The sequence below is a fragment of the Komagataeibacter swingsii genome, assembly GCF_003207895.1.
In the GTDB taxonomy this organism is placed as follows: Bacteria; Pseudomonadota; Alphaproteobacteria; order Acetobacterales; family Acetobacteraceae; genus Komagataeibacter; species Komagataeibacter swingsii.
Window position 1 is genome coordinate 83,776 of record NZ_NKUB01000009.1, and the last position, 19,277, is coordinate 103,052.

Sequence of the window (19,277 nt, forward strand, 5' to 3'; positions counted from 1 at the left end):
TTATGGCGTCGGGCATGGTGGTGGGGCAATCCTTGGCATGGTACACCGGCGCGTTTTTCCTTTATCCGGTTCCTGCGGAGTACTGTCCGTGCCCTTCCTGTGGCTTGTGTCCATCCTGTGCCTGCTGGTGAGCGCCCTGCCCACGGCCCGCGCCGCGCAGAGCGATGCGGTGATTTCCCCCCGCGCCACCGTAACCCTGGTCACGGATGACGATACGTACAGGCCCGGCAGGCCCCTGCATGTGGGCCTGCGCCTGCGTCTTGCGCCGGGGTGGCATACCTACTGGCTCAACCCCGGTGATGCGGGGGACGCGCCGACGCTGGATGTGACGGCAACGGGCGGGGCGACCGGGCAGGCGAGCACCATTGAGTGGCCCACGCCGCGCGTGCTGCATGACGGGCCGCTGACATCCTATGCCTATACCGGCGATGTGCTGCTGCCCGCTACGCTGACCCTGGCCGCCGGGGAAGGGGATGGGCCGGTCACGCTGAACGCCAGGGCGGCGTGGCTGGTCTGCGCCGAGGTCTGCGTGCCGGAAAACGGCCGCTTCAGCCTGACCCTGCCACGGGGCGAGGCACGGCCATCGGCAGAGGTCCCATCCTTCGCGCGCGCTGCCGCAGACAGGCCGGTGGCATCGCCCTTTGCCGCCCGCGTCTCGCCTGCCGGTGTCCTGCAACTCGACGGGCGCGGACTGTCGCCCGATGCGGTGAAGGATGCGTGGTTCATGCCCGAGGTGGCGGGCGCGATCGACCAGGACGCGCCGCAGGCCGTCACCGTGCGTGACGGGGTCGTGCAACTGGTGCTGAAACCGGGGCCGGTTTTCAATAGTGGGGCGGGGCTGTCCGGTATCGTGGTGCTGCGTGATCCCATGGGACGGGAACGCGGGCTGTCGGTCCATCCGGAGGTCGGGGATGTGCGCGCGCTTGCGCCGCCGTCCGTGGCGGTCCCGGCCGGCGGGATCGCGCATGTCGGGTGGCTGGTGGGCATGGCGTTTGTGGGGGGGATGATCCTGAACCTCATGCCCTGTGTCTTCCCGGTGCTGGCGATGAAGGTGCTGTCGCTGGAACGCATGGCGCGTGGTGAACGCAGGGCGGCCCTTGTCGGGGCCGGCGCCTATGCGGCGGGCGTGGTCGGGTCGTTCGTTGTGCTGGGGGGCGCGATCGCCGCCCTGCGCGTGGCGGGCCAGCAGGCGGGATGGGGGTTCCAGTTCCAGTCCACCGGCTTTGTCATCGCGATCTGCCTGCTGCTGTTTGCCGTCGCCCTGAACCTGCTGGGCTTCTTTGCCATCGGCCTGCGGCTCATGGGGCTGGGGGACGGGTTGCCCGCGCATGCGGGGGATTTCCTGACCGGGGTGCTGGCGGTTGTCCTTGCCTCGCCCTGTACCGCGCCGTTCATGGGGGCGGCGGTGGCAGGCGCGCTGGCGGCCCCGCCGGTGGTGGGGCTGCTGGTTTTCGTGGCCCTTGGGTGCGGGCTTGCGGCCCCTTACCTGCTGCTAGCGTGCATGCCGGGACTGCTGGGCTGGCTGCCGAAGCCGGGACGGTGGATGGAAACCGTGCGCAACCTGCTGGCCCTGCCGGTGCTGGGCACATGCGTGTGGCTGGCATGGGTGGCGAAGCTGGAAGGCGGCATGGATGCGCTGGACCTGCTGGCGGCGGGGCTGGTTCTGGTGCTGGTGGGATGCTGGTGCCTGCGCCGCGCCAGCATGATGGACCTGCGCGACGCCATGCAGGGTCGCGCGGGGCTGTATCGCGCCATCGCGATCCTGCTGCTGCTGGTGGCGTTTGTGGGTGGCGGCGTGCTGCCGCCCGCCAGCGTGCATGACCGCAGCCGGGGCACCGGCCGGGTGACGGATGGGAGTTCCGTCTTTTCCCCCACCCGTCTGGCAGAACTGCGCAGGCAGGGCCGTCCGGTATTCGTGGACATGACGGCGGCATGGTGCATTTCATGCCTGGTCAACGAACGCGTGGCCCTGTCCACCCATGCGGTACAGGACGCCTTCGCCCGGCGCGGGATCGTTTACATGAAGGGGGACTGGACCCTGCGGGATGCGGCCATTACCGCCTTCCTGCATGACCATGGGCGCGACGGGGTGCCGTTCTATGCCTATTACCCCGCCCATGGGGCGGAGGTCATCCTGCCCGAAATCCTGACACCCGGCCTTGTCCTGCGCATGACCGCGCCGGAAGGAAAATAAGGACAGAAGTTTTTGGTGAAGCTTTTTTCAAAAAGCTTCAAAAGAATGCCGCCTTTTGAAAAAAAGGCGGCACCCGGAAACTTTTATTTTTAAATACTTCCCCAAAACAGGGGGCGGAAAGGATTAGTTGGCGCCGCCCGGCAGCGTCAGGTTACCCGGCGGGGGGGAGCGCAGTTGCGGCGTGGTCGCCGGTGTCGCGCCGTCCCCGTCATCGGATGGATAGCCGGTGGGGAAAATGGCGTCCGGTCCCTCATTCGCGGGTTTGGGGACTGCCGGTGCCGGGGTGGGCGTGGCAGGTGCCGCTGGCGGAAGGTCGGTCGGCCCGCCGCCAATGGTCATGGTGCCGGTGTCCGGTGCGGGCGTGGCCTGTGTGGCCGGGGCCGGCTGCGGTTCCTCGGTCCCGTCCAGCGGCTGTGCGACGATGCCGCTGGGCACCTGTCCCTGTCCGGTGACCAGCCAGTTGCCCAGGTTGTTGCGGATCTGGCTTTCCAGTTCCCTGCTCATGTCCACAAGCATCATGTTGGTGAGGGTGTTCAGGTTTTCCGGCGTGTCGCTGTTGCCGTGCTTGCGCTTCGGGTCATAGGAGCGGGTGACCTGGGCCACGGCATATCCCGTTCGGCGGCCATCGGCCGAGGTCACGTCCAGATGCACGTTCAGCTGCCCGTCCAGTATGCCGCCCGGTTCATGCAGGATGGAGGCCCGGTCGATGGTGAACACGCCCTCGCCCCCGCCGCCGGCGGCAATCAGCCGGTCATGCGCCATCTGCTTGAGAAGCTGGTCGGGCGGGTTGGGCGCGCGGCCCGACAGGTCGCCCGGCACCAGCCCCGGCTGCCCCCGGTCCACGACCGAGATGGATGCCACATTCAGGTTCAGTGGCTGGGCATCGCCATATTGCGGCCCCTCGAACGTGACGGGGGTATCGTCCTGATGGTGGCTGCGGCTGTAGGCGGGGCCGCATAGCGGCAGCATCAGGAACGGCAGGCTGGCCACAAGTGCCACGTGCAGGCCGTGGCGCAGGGCAGGGGCGGAAAGCGGCGATCGGTTCGGTCGCATGGATTATATCCCGGTAACGGCAGGCGCAGGCAGCGCGGCAGGTCAGTCTGGACTGCAAGCGTGCCATGTTACGCGCCGGTGGAACAGGGGCAGGACAGCGTCAGGCCGCCTTGCCACCGATCTCATCACGCTGGAAGTGGAAGCTGTGGTTGCAGAATGAACAGTTCATGGTGATCGTGCCGTCCTGCGCCATGTGGTCCAGGTCATCCAGTGGGAAGGTTTCCAGGATGCCCGACAGGCGCGCGCGCGAACAGCGGCAGCCAAACGCCAGCGCGCGCGGCTGGCCCGCAACCAGGCCTTCGGCATGGAACAGGCGGTACAGCAGGTCACCGGATGAAAGGCTGTCATCCAGCACCTCGCGCGCCGTCAGCGTCGTGGCCAGGGTGACGGCGGTTTCCCACGCATCATCGCCTTCCTCGGTCGTGATGTCGTTGCCGACCCCGCCATCCATGGCGATCTTTTCCATCACCAGCGCGCCCGAGCGCCAGCCCGCGGGCGTCTTTTCGCAGAACAGCCTGACCCAGCAGGCATGCTGTTCGGAGGTTGCGAAGTAATGCGCGGCCATTTCCGACAGGCTTTCGCCATTCATCTCGACAATGCCCTGATGGATGTCGGTGTCCGGCCCCTGATCGACGCTGAAGGCGATGTAGCCCTTGCCCAATAACTGGCTGGCGGTCGGGTTTGGGGTGGTTTTCAGCAGTTCGGCCACCTGTTCGTCATCTGACCGGGCGTGGAAGCGCAGCGCGCCGGAATCGGTGCAGTCGGCCAGCAGCAGGCTGACCGGGCCATCGCCCTTGGCCTGCAGGGAAAATGATCCCCTGAATTTCAGCGATGACGCAAGGGCCGCCACCAGCGCCAGCGCTTCCCCCGCCAGCCGCAGCACGGCGTCGGGATTGTCATGGCGGGTCAGCAGCGTGTCGGTCAGCACGCCGGGGCGGACAAGGCGGCCGCGCACTGGCCGGTGGTCCAGGTAGAACGGCACCACACCCTGCGGCACGACCAGGTCGGGCGTGTCGGGGCGGCTTGTGTCCAGGAAGGCGGGGGAGGGATTATTGGCAGTCATGGCAGAAACCCGCAGCATCACGCGCCCCCGTTGCCGGGGGCCGTGGGTCATCAGAGATTGGCGGTAATGTCCGCCTCCAGCGCGGCAAGGCGCTGGTCGAGGTCCTTGAGCTGGCCCGACGGCAGCAGGCCAGCGGTTTCCAGCGCGGTCATGGCGCGCTGGCGGCAGCGGTCATGTTCCATGTCCAGGTCTTCCGTGCGTCCCGCGCCGGCAATGCAGTCCAGGTAGGCGTCACGCACCGCGTCAATGCGGGTGTCACGGGTGGGCAGGGCGGCAAAGATGTCGCGCACGCTTTTTTCCGCCCAGCCGGGGACTTCCGGCGTGTCTTCGGTGGCGGAGGGCAGGGCGGGCTGTTCGGCCGGTCCGGTCATGCCGTGGGTTCCTTTCCATATTGCTGCCAGTCCTCGCCACACAGCGCCCAGACAAGGATGCCCTTCTGCGCATGCAGGCGATTTTCGGCCTCGTCGAACACGACGGAATGCGGGCCTTCAAACACGTCTTCCGTCACCTCTTCCCCGATATGGGCAGGCAGGCAGTGCAGGAAAAGGGCATCGGGTGCCGCATGCGCCATCAGGGCGGTATCGACGCGGTATGGCTCGAACGCGCTGATGCGCTGCGCCGATTCCTTGTCGGACATGCTGACCCATGTGTCGGTAATGACCGCATCCGCCCCCCTGACCGCCACCACGGGGTCGGTCGTGACCGTGATGTGCGCCCCCTGTTCGCGCGCCCACGCCACGGCGGCGACCGATGGCGCATGGGTCGCGGGGGTTGCCAGACGCAGGTGGAAGCCGAACAGGGCCGCCGCCTCGATGAAGGAGGTGGCGACATTGTTGCCATCGCCCACCCATGCCAGCGTGCGCCCCCGGATCGGGCCGCGATGTTCCTCGAACGTCATGATGTCGGCCATGATCTGCACCGGGTGCGAATCCGGTGTCAGGCCGTTGATGACGGGAACGCTGCTCCACCGTGCAAGCTCGCGCAGGTTTTCGGTCTTTCCGGTGCGCAGCACGATGGCGTCAACAAAACGCGACAGCACGCGGGCGGTATCGGCAATGCTTTCCCCCCGGCCCAGTTGCATGTCGGCGGGCGAGAGCAGGATCACGTTCCCGCCAAGCTGCTGCATCCCCACCTCGAACGAGACGCGGGTGCGCGTGGACGGCTTGGACAGCATGAGGCCAAGCGCGCGCCCATGCACCGGCAGGGCCGGGTGCAGCGGGCGGGCGCGATGGCGCTGCATGCGCTTGATCCCGGCCGCGACATCCAGGATCGCGCGCAGGGTTGCCGCATCAAGGTCACGCAGGTCCAGGAAATGGCGCGGGGTGACGTGGGTGGGGGTCTGCAGCGCATTCATGCCACGTTCTCCGGCCTGGCGGCGGCGACATGGGCGCGCACCCGCTGTGCCGCGCGGTCCAGCATGGACAGGGCGTCGGCGCAGTCGGCTTCGGTCACGGTCAGCGGCGGCAGCATGCGCAGCACGTTGTCGCCCGCCGTGACACTCAGCATGCCCTCCAGGATGGCGGCATTCTGCACCAGCGCCACATCGGCCCGGCACTTCAGGCCGATCAGCAGCCCAAGCCCGCGACGGCTGGCAAAGACATCCGGATAGGTCGCGCATAGCTGGTCGATGCCCGCATCCAGCTGGGCCGCACGCATGCGCACCCCCTCAAGGAAACCGGGGGCAAGCAGGATGTCCAGCACCGCATTCGCCGCCGCACACGCCAGCGGGCTGCCGCCAAAGGTCGTGCCATGGCTGCCCGGCGTCATGTGCTTCGCGATGGTTTCGGTCGCCAGCACCGCCCCCATGGGGAAGCCGCCGGCAATGCCCTTGGCGGTGGACAGGATGTCCGGGGTGATGTCCGACCATTCATACGCGAACAGGCGGCCCGTGCGGCCCATGCCGCACTGCACTTCATCCACGCCCAGGAACAGGCCGTACTCGTCACCTACCGCGCGCAGTTCGCGCATGAAGCGCGGGGTGGCGACATGGATGCCGCTTTCGCCCTGCACGGGTTCGATCATGATGCCCGCCGTCTCGGCCCCGATGGCGTCGCGCACGGCGTTCATGTTGTTAAGCGGCACATGGTCGAATCCCTCCACCCGCGGGCCGAACCCGTCGAGGTATTTGGGATTGCCCGTGGCCGACAGCGTCGCCAGCGTGCGCCCGTGGAACGCGCCGTTGAAGCAGATGATGCGCGTGCGTTCGGGGTGGCCGGACTTGGCCTGCGCGCGGCGGATCATCTTGATCATGCCTTCGTTGGCTTCCGCGCCGGAATTGCAGAAGAAGGCGCTGTCGGCGAAGCTGTTGGCCACCAGCCGCTGCGCCAGCAGTTCGGCCTGCGGCACGCGGTACAGGTTGGACACGTGCATCACGCGCTGCGCCTGCTGTGTGATGGCGCCAACAAGATGGGGGTTGTTGTGCCCGACCGAGGACGTGGCGATGCCGGACCCGAAATCGAGGAATCGTCGCCCGTCCACCGTGTACAGCCAGGCACCTTCGCCGCGCTCGAAAGCGAGGTCGGCGCGATTGTAATTCGGCATCAGGGCGGAAATCATGGAACAGCCTTGTGATTTCAGGTCAAAGAAAAGGATCGGGGTTCAGAAACGAAAACGGCCCACCGCCATGGGGGTGGGCATATTCCGTTTTCCGATTTCTCCGGCTACTACGGGGTGGCGATCCAACGCGCCGTCCTGTCCCCATATGTCAGCCCGGAAAGGAGGAAGGATATGGCCCGCCTGTGCGAAATGCAACCTTCGCGCCATTTCCACCCCCGATCCGGCCATGGCAGCCATATATGCGCGCATAGTGATGGGCGCGGGCGCAGGGCTGTGGCACAGTAGGGCGCATGGTGGCCTGTCCTTCCCGTTCCGAACCCCGACCGCTTGCCCCCGTGCCGGACCCGGCCCGGCTGCGTGAGGCGGCGCTTGCCTATCTTGCGCGCTTTTCCGCGACCCGCGCGGGCGTGGAACGGATGCTTGCGCGCCATATCGACCGCTGGGTACGCCGCGCGGTCGGCAGCGGGATGGAGGAGGATGAGGCCATCCGCGCCGTACAGCCCGCGCGCGGCGCCATTGCCGGTATCGTGACCGACATGGAGGGGCTGGGCGCGGTCGATGACGCCCGCTTTTCCGAATTCCGCGCCCGCTCCCTTGCGCGCGCGGGCCGGTCGCGCCGCATGGTCGCGGCCCATCTGGGCGCGCGCGGCGTGGATGAGGCCACGGTGCGCCACGCGGTGGAGGAAGCCCTTGGCCCGCGTGACGGGGAAGGGCAGGAAACCGAACTGGCCGCGGCCCTGGTATTCGCCCGCAAGCGGCGCGCCGGTCCCTTCGCGCGCCCTGATGCGGACGGGGCCGAGGTGGATAAACGCTACCGCCGCGCGCTGGACGCCATGGCGCGGGCGGGTTTTGGCCATGATACGGCGCGCAGGGCGCTGGACATGGAACGGGAAGAGGCGGAGGACAGGATCATGCGCATGAGGATGGCATGAAGGGCGCGCTGGCGCGGATGGCGGCCGTGGGCGGCCTGCTGTCGCTTGCGGCCTGCGCGGGGGGCAGCGGGCATGGCTGGCACGGGGCGGTGCAGTGCGCCCCCTATGCAAGGCAGGTCACGCATGTGCAGTTGAGCGGGGCCGCCGCGTCATGGTGGGGGCAGGCGCAGGGCCATTACCCGCGCACCCATGCGCCACGGACGGGGGCGGTGCTGGTGTTCCGCGCCACGGGCCGCCTGCCCGACGGGCATGTATCCGTTGTCCGTTCGGTGCGCAGCCCGCGTGAGGTGCTGGTGGACCAGGCCAACTGGGTGCCCGGGCGCATCGGCCGGGGCGAGCCGGTGGTCGACGTGTCGGCCCGCAATGACTGGTCGCGGGTGAAGGTCTGGTGGTCCCCCATTCACGACATGGGCAAAACCGTCTATCCTGCTTACGGGTTTATCCTGCCGGCGGGCTGACCGGATCGTGGCGGGGGTGCTTGCATATGACCGCTTCTCCCCTCACATAGGCGGGGATGGGCAGGCCGCCGCCATATGGGATGGCGGATGGGAAACACGGTATTTTGCGTCATGGACGCGGATCGGGGGATGCGATGGGTAGCTTGAGCTGGGGACATTGGCTGATCGTGCTGGCGGTGGTGCTGGTACTGTTTGGCGGCGGTGGCAAGATCAGTTCGCTCATGGGTGACATGGCGCGCGGGATCAAGTCGTTCAAGAAGAACATGGCCGACGATACCCCGGAGGAACCGGCGCCGACCGGCCATATCCAGGGACCGGGCAAGGAAAAGGATGCCTCCTTTACCGAAGCGCCGCAGCATTCGGCCAACAACGTAAAATGATGATGGACCGCGCGCCGGTGGCGCGCGGGTGGGCGGCGTAATGGATAAAGCAGTGTTTCCGGCTGGCGCGTACTGCCGCGCGGTGGAACAGATCATCGCGGCGGGACGGCGCATGGACCGCTTTGGCTGGGTGCCGGCCACGGCGGGCAATATCAGCATCCGCCTGCCCGATGGCAACCTGGCCATTACGCGCTCGGGTGGCCACAAGGGCCTGCTGGGGGCCGACGGGGTCATATGCGTCGATGCCGCGGGCAGGCCGCGGGCCGCGGGCGACCGGCCCAGCGCCGAAACCCTGCTGCATTGCCAGATCTACGCCCATGACCCGCAGGCGGGCGCGGTGCTGCATGGCCATTCCGTGGCCTCCACCGTGCTGTCCCGGCTGGGCGGGGATGCGCTGGTGCTGGACGGGTATGAAGTCCAGAAGGTGTTTGCGGGCCAGACCACCCACGCGGCACGGGTGCGCGTGCCCATATTCGACAATGACCAGGACATCGCCCGTCTGTCCGGCGTCGTGGCCCCGCATCTGGATGGCATGCGCGCGGGCTACATCATCCGTGGCCACGGGGTGTATGTGTGGGGTGCGGACATGGATACCGCGCTGGCCCGGCTGGAAGGGCTGGAATTCCTGCTGGCCTGCGAACTGGAAGAAAGGAAGCTCCGATGAGCAGCCTGAACGTCTATGCCGATAACAATCCCGGCACCCCCATCATCCACCTGACCGACCCGAAGCGCATCGCCTCCGAGCTTTCGGCGATCAACGTGCGCTTCGAACGCTGGGACAGCCCCGTCGTCCCCCCGCGCGCCGCGCCCGAAGCCGAGGTGCTGGACGCCTACCGCCCCTATCTTGACCAGTTGATGGGCGAGACGGGTGCCGGTTCGGCCGATGTGCTGCGCGTCGGCCCCGAAACACAGGGCTGGGCGCAGGCGCGTAGCAAATACCTGTCCGAACATGTCCATAGCGAGGACGAGGTCCGCTTTTTCGTCCATGGGCAGGGGGATTTCATCCTGCATGTGGGCGGGCGCGTATATGATGTGCGCTGCACGGCGGGCGACCTGATTTCGGTGCCCGCCGGCATTCCCCACTGGTTTGATGGGGGCGAGACGCCTGATTTCGTGACCCTGCGCATTTTCACCAATCCCGATGGGTGGATCGCGCAATATACAGGCAGTGACATCGCGGCCCGCTTCCCCGTTGAAGCCTGACCCGCACTGAGGGAGATGAGAACGTGACCCAGGCCACGCAGCCGCCAGTACGCGCGGTGCTGCTGGATATTGAGGGAACGACCATACCGGTTTCCTTCGTCCATGACACATTGTTCCCCTATGCCCGCAAGGCGCTGCCCGCATTGCTGCGCACGAAGGCGGATGACCCGGCCGTGCGCGCGCAGGTGGCGGAAATCGCCCGCCTTGCCCCCGGCGTGCCGCCCCTGCGCCAGCTTGAGGCATGGATGGATGCCGATGCCAAGGTCGCCCCCCTGAAGGCGCTGCAGGGCATGGTGTGGGCGCAGGGCTATGCCGATGGCGTGCTCAAGGCCACGCTTTACCCGGATGTCACGCCCGCGCTGCGCTGCTGGGCCGCGGCGGGGCTGGCGCTGGCGGTCTATTCATCCGGCTCGGTCGCGGCGCAGAAGCTGATCTATGGCCATACCACCGATGGCGACCTGAGCAGTGTGTTCGTCGGCTTCTACGACCTGCAGATGGGCAGCAAGCGCGAGGCGCGGAGCTATGCCAACATCGTGCAGGACGCGCAGTGGCGGGCGGGCGACGTGCTGTTCCTGTCCGATGTGGTGGCCGAACTGGATGCGGCGGCGCAAGCGGGCCTGCGCACCTGCCAGATCGTGCGCCCGCAGGACGGCACGCAGCCCGGCGCCACGCATCCCGTGGCCGCGACGCTGGATGAGGTGGCCGAACGCTTTGGCCTGCCCCGCGCGGGGCAGGCATGAAGGCGCACCTGCATACCGACTGGCGCAATATTCCCGATACCGCGCGGGGGGCCGTGGCGGCGCTGGGCAATTTCGATGGCGTGCATCTGGGCCATGCCCATCTGGTACAGGCTTTGCATACGGCCCGTCCCGACCGGAAGCTGGCGGTCGTGACGTTCGAACCCCACCCGCGTGAGCTGTTCCGCCCGCAGGACCCGCCCTTTCGCCTGACGCTGTCGCAGGAACGCTTTGCCGCGCTGTCCGCACTCGGCGTCCAGCATGTGTTCCAGATCGGCTTCGACCGGGAATTCAGCGCCATGAGTGCGGAGGATTTCGTCACCCGCGTGCTGCACGAGGGGCTGGGGCTGCACCATGTCGCCTGCGGCATGGATTTCGCCTTTGGCCACCGCAGGCGCGGCAATGTCGCCTTCCTGGCCGAACGCACGGCCGAACTGGGCATCGGGCTGAGCGTGGTGCCCCCGCTGTCCGATGCGCTGGGGCCGTATTCATCCAGCCGCATCCGCAGGCTGCTGCAGGATGGCTACCCCGAACGCGCGGCGGAGGAACTGGGCCGCCCATGGTCGATTCGGGGCGTGGTCCAGCATGGGGACAAGCGTGGTCGCCTGCTGGGCTTCCCCACCGCCAACATCGCGCTGGGCCGCCATCTGGAACCCGCGCGCGGGGTGTATGCCGTCAGCGTGCGCATGGCCGATGGCGGCGTCTATCCCGGCGTTGCCAATATCGGTCGCAGGCCCACCATCAATGACGGGCAGGAAAGCCGGCTGGAGGTCCATCTGCTGGGCTTTTCAGGCGACCTGTATGGCCAGACCCTGTCGGTGGCGCTGCATACCCTGCTGCGGGCCGAACGCCGGTTTGACGGCCTGGACGCGCTGAAGGAACAGATCGCGCGCGACTGCAAGCAGGCGATGGCGTACCTGTCCACCCACGAATTCGCGCCCATATCCGCCAGAACTTGACCCCGCGCCGCCCGCGTCCCCATAAGGTTGCCCTGCATGGTGGCCGCTGGTCGCGCATGCACTTCCCCTTGCCAGAAGAACAGAACAGGCCATGTCCGAGTCAAAACCACAGGATCTCTACCGGGAGACGGTCTTCCTGCCGACCACTTCCTTTCCCATGCGGGGCAACCTGCCCAGCCGGGAGCCGGAGATTCTGGCGGGATGGGCGAGCGAAAAGCTCGATGACCGCCTGTTCGAACAGGCGCGCGGGCGTGACGTATTCATGCTGCATGACGGCCCGCCCTACGCCAACGGGCACCTGCATATCGGCCACGCGCTGAACAAGATCCTCAAGGACGTCATCAACCGCGCCCACCGCATGTCGGGCTACGGCATCCATTACGTGCCGGGCTGGGACTGCCACGGCCTGCCGATCGAATGGAAGATCGAGGAGGAATACCGCAAGCGCGGGCAGGACAAGGACAGCGTGCCCGTCCTGCAGTTCCGCGCCGAATGCCGTGCCTATGCCCAGAAATGGCTGGACACGCAGGCCAGCGAGTTCCGCCGTCTGGGCGTGCAGGCGGAATGGGCGAACCGTTACGCCACCATGGATTTTTCGTCCGAGGCGGCAATCGCGGGGGAAATCGGCAAATTCCTGCTCAATGGTCTGCTGTACCGTGGCCTGCGCCCGGTCATGTGGAGTCCGGTTGAAAAGACCGCGCTGGCCGAAGCCGAGATCGAATACCGCGACCACGAATCCACCGCCATCCACGTGGCCTTCCCCTTCGCGACCGATCCCACGCCGGCGAAGGCGCTCAAGGACGTGGCGGCGGTGATCTGGACCACCACGCCGTGGACCATTCCCGCCAACCGCGCCATCGCCTATGGCCCTGACATCACCTATGCCGTGGTGCGCGTCGATGGCGTGGGCGACAACGCGACGCTGGAACCCGAAGCCCGCGTGCTGGTGGCCGAGGACCTGATCGCCCCGTTCTGCCAGGCAGCGGACGTCACCGCCCACCATGTGCTGTACACCCTGCCCGGCAGCGCGCTGGAAGGGGCCATCTGCGCCCACCCGCTACGTGGGCAGGGTTATGATTTCGACGTGCCGCTGCTGCCTGGCGCGCATGTCACGACCGAGGCGGGCACCGGCCTGGTCCATACCGCCCCCGCCCATGGCGAGGACGACTTCAACCTCGGCCGCGCCTATGGGCTGGAAATCACCGAAATGGTGATGGATGACGGTCGCTACGCCGACTGGGTGCCGCTGTTTGCCGGTGGCCATGTGTTCAAGGCGGCCGAGCCGGTGTGCCAGGCCCTGCTGGAAGCCATGCAGCGCGCCGTGGCGGCGGGCACGGCGCCGTGTGGCCTGGTGGCGCGGGCGGTGCTGGTCCATTCCTATCCGCATTCATGGCGGTCGCGCGCGCCGATCATCTATCGCGCCACCCCGCAGTGGTTCATCAGCATGGATGGCGAAGGCCGCCTGCGTGAACGCGCACTTGCGGCGCTGGAAAAGGTGACGTTCGTGCCCGCGCAGTCGCGCAACCGCCTGACATCCATGGTGGCCGGCCGCCCCGACTGGTGCATAAGCCGCCAGCGCGCCTGGGGCGTGCCGATTGCCGTGTTCGTGGAAAAGCGCACGGGCGAGGTCCTGCGCGACGCCGCGGTGATGGAGCGTATCGTCACCGCCTTCCGCGCGGAAGGGGCCGATGCGTGGTACAGTTCTCCCGCCGCGCGCTTCCTTGGCGAAGGCCGCAACCCCGACGATTACGAACAGGTGTTCGATATCGTCGATGTGTGGTTCGAAAGCGGTTCGACCCATGCCTTCGTGCTGGGCCATGGCGACATGCCCTTCCCCGCCGACCTGTATCTCGAAGGCTCCGACCAGCATCGGGGCTGGTTCCAGTCCTCGCTGCTGGAAAGTGTCGGAACCCGTGGCGTGGCGCCCTACAAGGCGCTGGTCACCAACGGTTTCGTGCTGGATGAGCAGGGCCGCAAGATGTCCAAGTCCCTCGGCAACGTCATCGCGCCGCAGGACGTGAATGACAGCCTCGGCGCCGATATCCTGCGCCTGTGGGTCATGAATTCGGATACGAATGACGACCTGCGCATCGGCAAGGAAATCCTCAAGCAGCAGGGCGAACTCTACCGTCGCCTGCGTAACACGCTGCGCTGGCTGCTGGGCGCGCTGGACGGCTTTACTGAAGCCGAGCGGGTGCCGTTCGCGGAACTGCCCGAACTCGAACGCTGGGTCCTGCACCGCATGTCCGAACTGGGCAGCCTTGTGGCGCGCGCGGTGGAAACGCATGAATGGGTGGGCGTCTATCCCGCGCTGCATGGTTTCTGCGCCGCCGACCTGTCGGCCTTCTATTTCGACGTGCGCAAGGACACCATCTACTGTGATGGCGCATCCAGCCTGAAGCGCCGCGCGGCGCGCACCGTGCTGGACCAATTGCACCGCTGCCTGTGCGCATGGCTGGCCCCCGTGCTGGTCTTTACTGCGGAGGAGGCATGGCTGGCCCGTCCCGGCACTACCGAAAGCATCCACCTGCAGCCCTTCCCCGAACTGCCGACGCAGTGGCATGACCCGGAACTGGGGGACCGCTGGGCCATGCTGCGCGCGGTGCGCCGCGTGATCACGACCGAAATCGAGACCGCGCGCCGTGACGGCATGGTCAAGTCATCGCTTCAGGCGGCACTCGACCTGCCCCTGTCGGAAGCGGAGGCCGCACGGTTCGAGGGCGTGGACTGGGCGGAGCTGACCATCGTCTCGCAGGCGGATGTGAACATCATCGCGGGGGCCGGTTCGATCTATCTGGGCGAGGACGGGGCGCAGGAAGGCGTGCCGCACGGCATCCCCACCATCAGTGTGGCGGCGGGCCATAAATGCGCGCGCTGCTGGAAGGTGCTGGAGGAGGTGGGGCAGGACAAGGCCCACCCCGAACTGTGCCTGCGCTGTGCCGATGTGGTGCGGGACGGGGCGTAACCTTGATGGACAACCGTGTTCTGGGCGGCGCCTGCCTGCTGGGCGCGCTGGTGGCCGACCAGGCCAGCAAGTTCTGGATACTCGATATCTATGACCTGCCCGCGCGTGAAAGCGTGGAACTGCTGCCGGTGCTGAACCTGACGATGGTATGGAACCATGCCATCACGTTCGGTATGCTGGGTGGTGCCGGTGCCGCCGGGCGCATCATCTTTTCCGTCGCGGCCCTGGCGATCGTGGCGGGCCTGTCGGTATGGCTCGCGCGCACGCCGCGCCGGTGGGTGGCGGTGGCGCTGGGCATGATCATGGGGGGCGCGATCGGCAACGTGATTGACCGGTTGCGCTTTGGCGCGGTGGTTGATTTCATCGATGCCCATGCCTTTGGCTGGTCATGGCCGGTGTTCAACATCGCCGATGCCATGATTGATTGCGGTGTTGCGATCCTGATTATCGACAACATGCGTAATCGCGATGCAAACTAGGGGAGGCGCGGCCTGCATATGCTTGCCGAACCGTTCCACTAACGGTAATAGGCGAGATATGGCGATTCCTGTTCTCAGACCCCTTTCCTGTGCAATGCTCGTGTCGTGTGGCGTCCTGTTGTCAGGCTGCACCGGTGCCGATGTTTCGCGTGCCTTCGGGCTGGAGCGGAGCCTGCCGGACGAATACACGGTCACGACCCGTGCGCCGCTGTCCATGCCGCCGTCCGATGAACTGGGCGCGCCCAACAGCAACGCCATTCAGCGCGCGCAGGACACCAACCCGCGCATGCAGGCGCTGGAAACGCTGTCCCCCAATGTGGCGCTGCAGGGTGCCGATGGCACCGACAGCGCGGGCCAGACCGCGCTGGTGGGGGCGGCGCAGGTTGCCTCCAATGCCGAGGACAAGGGCGAAATGGGCCGCGCCGACACCAGTTTTGTTGACAAGCTGATGTTCTGGCACGGTGGCGGGGCCGGCAACCTTGTAAACGGCAAGGCGGAAAACGCCCGCCTGCGTGAGGATTCGGCCCTGGGGCGCAACCTGACGCAGGGCGCGACCCCAACCGTCAGCGGTCCCAAGAAATAAATGGCCTGACCGCGCAGCTGATGGGTGCGCGGCATGTGGCCAGATGCGTGAAATCCGCTCCGTGGTGTAAACATGTCTTCTGGTAATGGCCAGCCGGTCATCCGTCGCCTGTCGGAACAGGTCATCAACCGCATTGCCGCGGGCGAGGTGATCGAACGCCCGGCCGCGGCCCTGAAGGAACTGGTGGAAAACGCCATCGATTCCGGCGCGCGGCGGGTCGGGATCCGTCTGGACCGTGGCGGTATCGACCGGATCGAGGTTACGGATGATGGCTGCGGCATGTCGCCCGGCGACCTGCGTCTTGCGGTGGAACGGCACTGCACGTCCAAGCTGCGTGACGAGACGCTGGTACGTATTTCCACGCTTGGTTTCCGGGGCGAGGCCCTGCCCTCGATCGGGGCGGCGGCACGGCTTGCGGTCATGTCCCGGCTGCATGACAGCGATTCGGCATGGGCGATCCGCGTGGAAGGCGGCGTGGTGGGGGACGTGGAACCCTGCGCCGGGCCGCCCGGCACGCGCGTGCTGGTGGAGGACATGTTCTTTGCAACACCTGCGCGGCGCAAATTCCTCAAAAGCCCACGTGTCGAATCCAGCCATGCCGAAAACGTGGTCCGCCGCCTGGCCCTGTCCGCCCCGCATGTCGCCTTCCGGCTGGAATTCGACCAGCGCGTGATCCTTGACCTGCCGGCGCAGGACATGGCCGCGCGTGTGGCCGCCATTCTGGAGTCGGGTGATGCTGACGGCCTGCTGCCGGTGGAAGGGCAGCGTGGCGACCTGAAGCTGCATGGCTTCATCTGCGCGCCATCCGTGCACCGCGCCACGGCCAGCGGGCAGATGCTTATGGTCAATGGCCGCCCGGTGGTGGACCCGGTGCTGCGCACGGCGGTGCGGGTGGCCTATCGCAACGTGATGGAACACGGGCGGCACGCTGTCGTGGCGCTGTCGCTGGATATCCCGCCCGAACAGGTGGACGTGAACGTGCATCCGGCCAAGACGGAACTGCGTTATGCCGACTCGGCGGCCGTGCGGGCGCTGGTGATCGGATCGCTGGGGCGCGCGCTGGGCACCGGGGCGGGTGTCGCGGGTGTCAGGCCCGGCCTGCTGCAATCACGGGGGCCATCGCCCGCGCGGATCTGGTACCCGGCCGAACGCAACGCCGATGCGGCCGGGGTCTCCACCCGTCTGGCTGCCCCCCTCGACGCACCTGGCCAGCCCGATGCGGGCCTGCTGCCGCCCGGCTTTGCCGAATCGACATTGCCGCTATCCGCCCTGCCGGCCGCGCGCACGGTCGTGCCTGACGGGCCGGGCCAGCCCGCAGCCGACATGACACCGGCCATCGACCACCCGCTGGGTGCCGCGGTGGCGCAGGTCCTGGGCACCTATATCGTGTCACAGACGGCGGATGGCGCGCTGGTGCTGGTGGACCAGCATGCGGCCCATGAACGCCTGACCCATGAGATCCTGCGCCAGCAGTATATGGGTGGTGAAATCCGCGCCCAGCGCCTGCTGTTGCCGGAAGTGGTTGACCTGCCCGCGCGGCAGGTGGTGGTCCTGCTGTCATTCAGTGCGGCGCTGGGCCGGCTGGGAATCGAAATCGAACCCTTTGGCGGCACGGCCGTTCTGGTCCGGACCATGCCCGCCCTGCTGGGCAAGGAAGACCCGGTGGGCATGCTGCGTGACCTGGCGGAGGAACTGGAAGCCGACGACCTGGCCAACCCCGCGCAGGCCGATGCGCTGGATGCACGCATGGATGCGATCATCGCGCGCATGGCCTGCCATGGCAGCGTGCGGGCAGGCCGGAAGCTGACACACGAGGAAATGAACGCCCTGCTGCGGGACATGGAACGCACCCCGCGTTCGGGTACGTGTTCACACGGGCGGCCGACATGGCTGAAGCTGGAAAAAGCTGATCTGGAGCGGATGTTCGGCCGCAGGTGACCCCCTGCGGGCCAGCGCCCGCGCATGCCCGTGACGGGGTGGCTGGACACGGAACGGGGCGGGGCCTCTGCATAATGTGAGCGGCGGCTTACTGGATTCCCGGGGCGCAACACCCCTAGGGTCAGCCATTATCCATGGATGATGTGAGACCGAATGTGCATCCGATCCTGCTGTCCCTAGTTACGTATCTGCCCCTTGCCGGTGCCCTGGCCATATTGCTGACGCGCGGCACGACCCAGACGGTCGAGACCGCCGCCCGATGGGTGGCGCTGTGGACCAGTGGCATCGTCTTTGCGCTGGCCGTGATCATGTGGGTTGAATTCGACCCCGCCCGGCCCGGTATCCAGTTCGAGCAGCAGGTGGGCTGGGCCAGTGGGGTCGGCATTTCCTACCATGCCGGGCTTGATGGCATCAGCCTCATGTTCGTGCTGCTGTCCGCGTTCCTGACCCCGCTTTCCATTATCGGGGGCTGGCGGCAGGTGACGGGGCGGGTGCGCGATTACATGATCGCCATGCTGGTGCTGGAAACCACGTTGATCGGGCTGTTTTCGGCGCTGGATCTGGTGCTGTTCTACCTGTTCTACGAAGCGACGCTGCTGCCCGCCAGCCTCATGATCGGGGTATGGGGTGGCCCGAAGCGGGTCTGGGCGTCGCTGCAGTTCTTCCTGTTCACCTTTGGCGGGTCGCTGTTCATGCTGCTGGCGCTGCTGGCCATGTGGAACGCGGCGGGCACGACCGATATCGTGGCGTTGCAGCATCATGGGTTCGGCCATGCCATGCAGTGCTGGCTGCTGGCGGGCTTCATCATCGCCTTTGGCGTGAAGCTGCCGCTGTTCCCGCTGCATGCATGGCTGCCCGATGCCTATACCGAGGCCCCGACCCCCGCATCCGTCATGCTGTCGGGCGTGCTGTCCAAGGCGGGGGCGTATGGCCTGCTGCGCTTTGGCGTGATGATGTTTCCCGACGCCGCGCGGATGTTCGCGCCGGTGGTGCTGACGCTGGGCGTGATCGCGGTGATCTACGCCGCGATGATCGCGCTGGCGCAGACGGACATGAAGCGGGTGATCGCCTATTCCTCGTTCTCGCACATGGGGGTGATCGCCATCGGGCTGTTCACTATGACGCCGGAGGGAATCGATGGCGCGATTTTCCAGATGCTGTCGCATGGCATCGTGATCGCGGCGCTGTTCTTCTGTGTCTCCGCCGTGTCGTGGCGGGCCGAAACGCGTGAAATCAGCGCGTTTTCCGGGGTTGCGCATAAAATGCCGGTGCTGGCCACGCTGGCCATGCTGTTTGTCATGGCCAATATCGGCCTGCCGGGAACGGGCGCGTTCGTGGGGGAATTCCTGGTCATGGTCGGCGCGCTGCATGTGTCGTTCTGGCTGGCCTTCCTGGGCGGGACCAGCATGATCCTGGGCGCGGTCTATATGCTGGTGCTGTATCGGCGGGTGCTGTTCGGTGCGGACCGGGGTGGGGTTGTCGCCCTGCTGCGTGACCTGACGGGGCAGGAACTGGCCGTGCTGGTGCCGCTGGCTGTGGTGACGATCTGGATGGGGGTGCATCCGGGATCGTTCCTGCGGGTGTTTGACCCGGCCGTGACCAGCCTGCTGCACCCGGTGACGACTGTCGCCACGGTTGATCCGCAGCAGGTTACGCAGCTGGCAACGGCGGGTTGAAAGGTTCCGGGCGCCGCCTTTTTTAAAAAGGGCGGCATTCCCCGAAGCTTTTTGGGAAAAGCTTCACCAAAAACTTCCTGTAAAAAAAGCCCGGTCACCCT

Annotated in this window: 18 protein-coding genes; 13 read left to right on the top strand and 5 right to left on the bottom strand. The window is 66.7% G+C overall.

Annotation, left to right across the window (positions count from 1 at the left end):
• Window positions 1-82 precede the first annotated feature (82 nt).
• The gene (locus tag CFR76_RS08840) at window positions 83-2,194 is read left to right on the top strand and encodes a protein-disulfide reductase DsbD family protein (protein WP_110556842.1); all 2,112 of its coding nucleotides are present in this window, start codon (window positions 83-85) and stop codon (window positions 2,192-2,194) included.
• 123 nt (window positions 2,195-2,317) lie between these two features.
• Here the strand turns inward: CFR76_RS08840 and CFR76_RS08845 are convergent, their stop codons facing one another.
• From CFR76_RS08845 to CFR76_RS08865, 5 genes are all read right to left on the bottom strand, one after another.
• Window positions 2,318-3,247, bottom strand: coding sequence for a hypothetical protein (locus tag CFR76_RS08845; protein WP_110556801.1), 930 nt, complete (start codon window positions 3,245-3,247; stop codon window positions 2,318-2,320).
• A gap of 100 nt (window positions 3,248-3,347) precedes the next feature.
• Entirely contained in the window at window positions 3,348-4,328 is a 981-nt protein-coding gene (gene hslO / locus CFR76_RS08850; RefSeq protein ID WP_110556843.1) for an Hsp33 family molecular chaperone HslO, read from the bottom strand.
• 32 nt (window positions 4,329-4,360) lie between these two features.
• The gene (locus CFR76_RS08855; protein WP_110556802.1) at window positions 4,361-4,681 is read right to left on the bottom strand and encodes a hypothetical protein; all 321 of its coding nucleotides are present in this window, start codon (window positions 4,679-4,681) and stop codon (window positions 4,361-4,363) included.
• A complete protein-coding gene (gene argF / locus CFR76_RS08860) occupies window positions 4,678-5,664 on the bottom strand; it encodes an ornithine carbamoyltransferase (RefSeq protein WP_110556803.1) in 987 nt (328 codons plus the stop codon). Before argF ends, CFR76_RS08855 begins: the two co-directional genes overlap by 4 nt.
• Complete coding sequence (locus CFR76_RS08865) at window positions 5,661-6,866, bottom strand: aspartate aminotransferase family protein (protein ID WP_110556804.1); 1,206 nt, start codon at window positions 6,864-6,866, stop codon at window positions 5,661-5,663. Before CFR76_RS08865 ends, argF begins: the two co-directional genes overlap by 4 nt.
• A gap of 290 nt (window positions 6,867-7,156) precedes the next feature.
• On the opposite strand from CFR76_RS08865, the gene CFR76_RS08870 reads away from it, so the two are divergent.
• From CFR76_RS08870 to CFR76_RS08925, 12 genes are all read left to right on the top strand, one after another.
• Window positions 7,157-7,798: a regulatory protein RecX gene (locus CFR76_RS08870; protein ID WP_110556805.1), complete on the top strand. Its 642-nt coding sequence runs from the start codon at window positions 7,157-7,159 to the stop codon at window positions 7,796-7,798.
• Window positions 7,795-8,256 (top strand): CHAP domain-containing protein, encoded by a 462-nt coding sequence (locus CFR76_RS08875; protein ID WP_110556806.1) that lies wholly within the window; start codon window positions 7,795-7,797, stop codon window positions 8,254-8,256. The genes CFR76_RS08870 and CFR76_RS08875 overlap by 4 nt, the downstream gene beginning before the upstream one ends.
• Window positions 8,257-8,390: 134 nt before the next feature.
• On the top strand, window positions 8,391-8,636 hold the full coding sequence (locus CFR76_RS08880) for a twin-arginine translocase TatA/TatE family subunit (RefSeq protein ID WP_110556807.1): 246 nt from the start codon (window positions 8,391-8,393) through the stop codon (window positions 8,634-8,636).
• 40 nt (window positions 8,637-8,676) lie between these two features.
• Window positions 8,677-9,300 (top strand): methylthioribulose 1-phosphate dehydratase, encoded by a 624-nt coding sequence (locus tag CFR76_RS08885; RefSeq protein WP_167402088.1) that lies wholly within the window; start codon window positions 8,677-8,679, stop codon window positions 9,298-9,300.
• A complete protein-coding gene (locus CFR76_RS08890) occupies window positions 9,297-9,839 on the top strand; it encodes a 1,2-dihydroxy-3-keto-5-methylthiopentene dioxygenase (protein WP_025439313.1) in 543 nt (180 codons plus the stop codon). Before CFR76_RS08885 ends, CFR76_RS08890 begins: the two co-directional genes overlap by 4 nt.
• Before the next feature lie 23 nt (window positions 9,840-9,862).
• On the top strand, window positions 9,863-10,579 hold the full coding sequence (mtnC, locus tag CFR76_RS08895; protein ID WP_110556809.1) for an acireductone synthase: 717 nt from the start codon (window positions 9,863-9,865) through the stop codon (window positions 10,577-10,579).
• On the top strand, window positions 10,576-11,535 hold the full coding sequence (locus tag CFR76_RS08900; protein ID WP_110556810.1) for a bifunctional riboflavin kinase/FAD synthetase: 960 nt from the start codon (window positions 10,576-10,578) through the stop codon (window positions 11,533-11,535). The genes mtnC and CFR76_RS08900 overlap by 4 nt, the downstream gene beginning before the upstream one ends.
• Before the next feature lie 91 nt (window positions 11,536-11,626).
• On the top strand, window positions 11,627-14,500 hold the full coding sequence (ileS, locus tag CFR76_RS08905) for an isoleucine--tRNA ligase (protein WP_110556811.1): 2,874 nt from the start codon (window positions 11,627-11,629) through the stop codon (window positions 14,498-14,500).
• Window positions 14,501-14,505: 5 nt separating this feature from the next.
• Window positions 14,506-14,979, top strand: a complete 474-nt coding sequence (lspA, locus tag CFR76_RS08910) for a signal peptidase II (RefSeq protein ID WP_110556812.1) — start codon at window positions 14,506-14,508, stop codon at window positions 14,977-14,979.
• Between the two features lie 94 nt (window positions 14,980-15,073).
• On the top strand, window positions 15,074-15,562 hold the full coding sequence (locus CFR76_RS08915) for a DUF3035 domain-containing protein (protein ID WP_025439309.1): 489 nt from the start codon (window positions 15,074-15,076) through the stop codon (window positions 15,560-15,562).
• A 72-nt stretch (window positions 15,563-15,634) separates the two neighbouring features.
• On the top strand, window positions 15,635-17,500 hold the full coding sequence (gene mutL, locus CFR76_RS08920) for a DNA mismatch repair endonuclease MutL (RefSeq protein ID WP_110556813.1): 1,866 nt from the start codon (window positions 15,635-15,637) through the stop codon (window positions 17,498-17,500).
• Window positions 17,501-17,634: 134 nt separating this feature from the next.
• The gene (locus tag CFR76_RS08925) at window positions 17,635-19,176 is read left to right on the top strand and encodes an NADH-quinone oxidoreductase subunit M (protein ID WP_110556814.1); all 1,542 of its coding nucleotides are present in this window, start codon (window positions 17,635-17,637) and stop codon (window positions 19,174-19,176) included.
• Window positions 19,177-19,277: the final 101 nt, after the last annotated feature.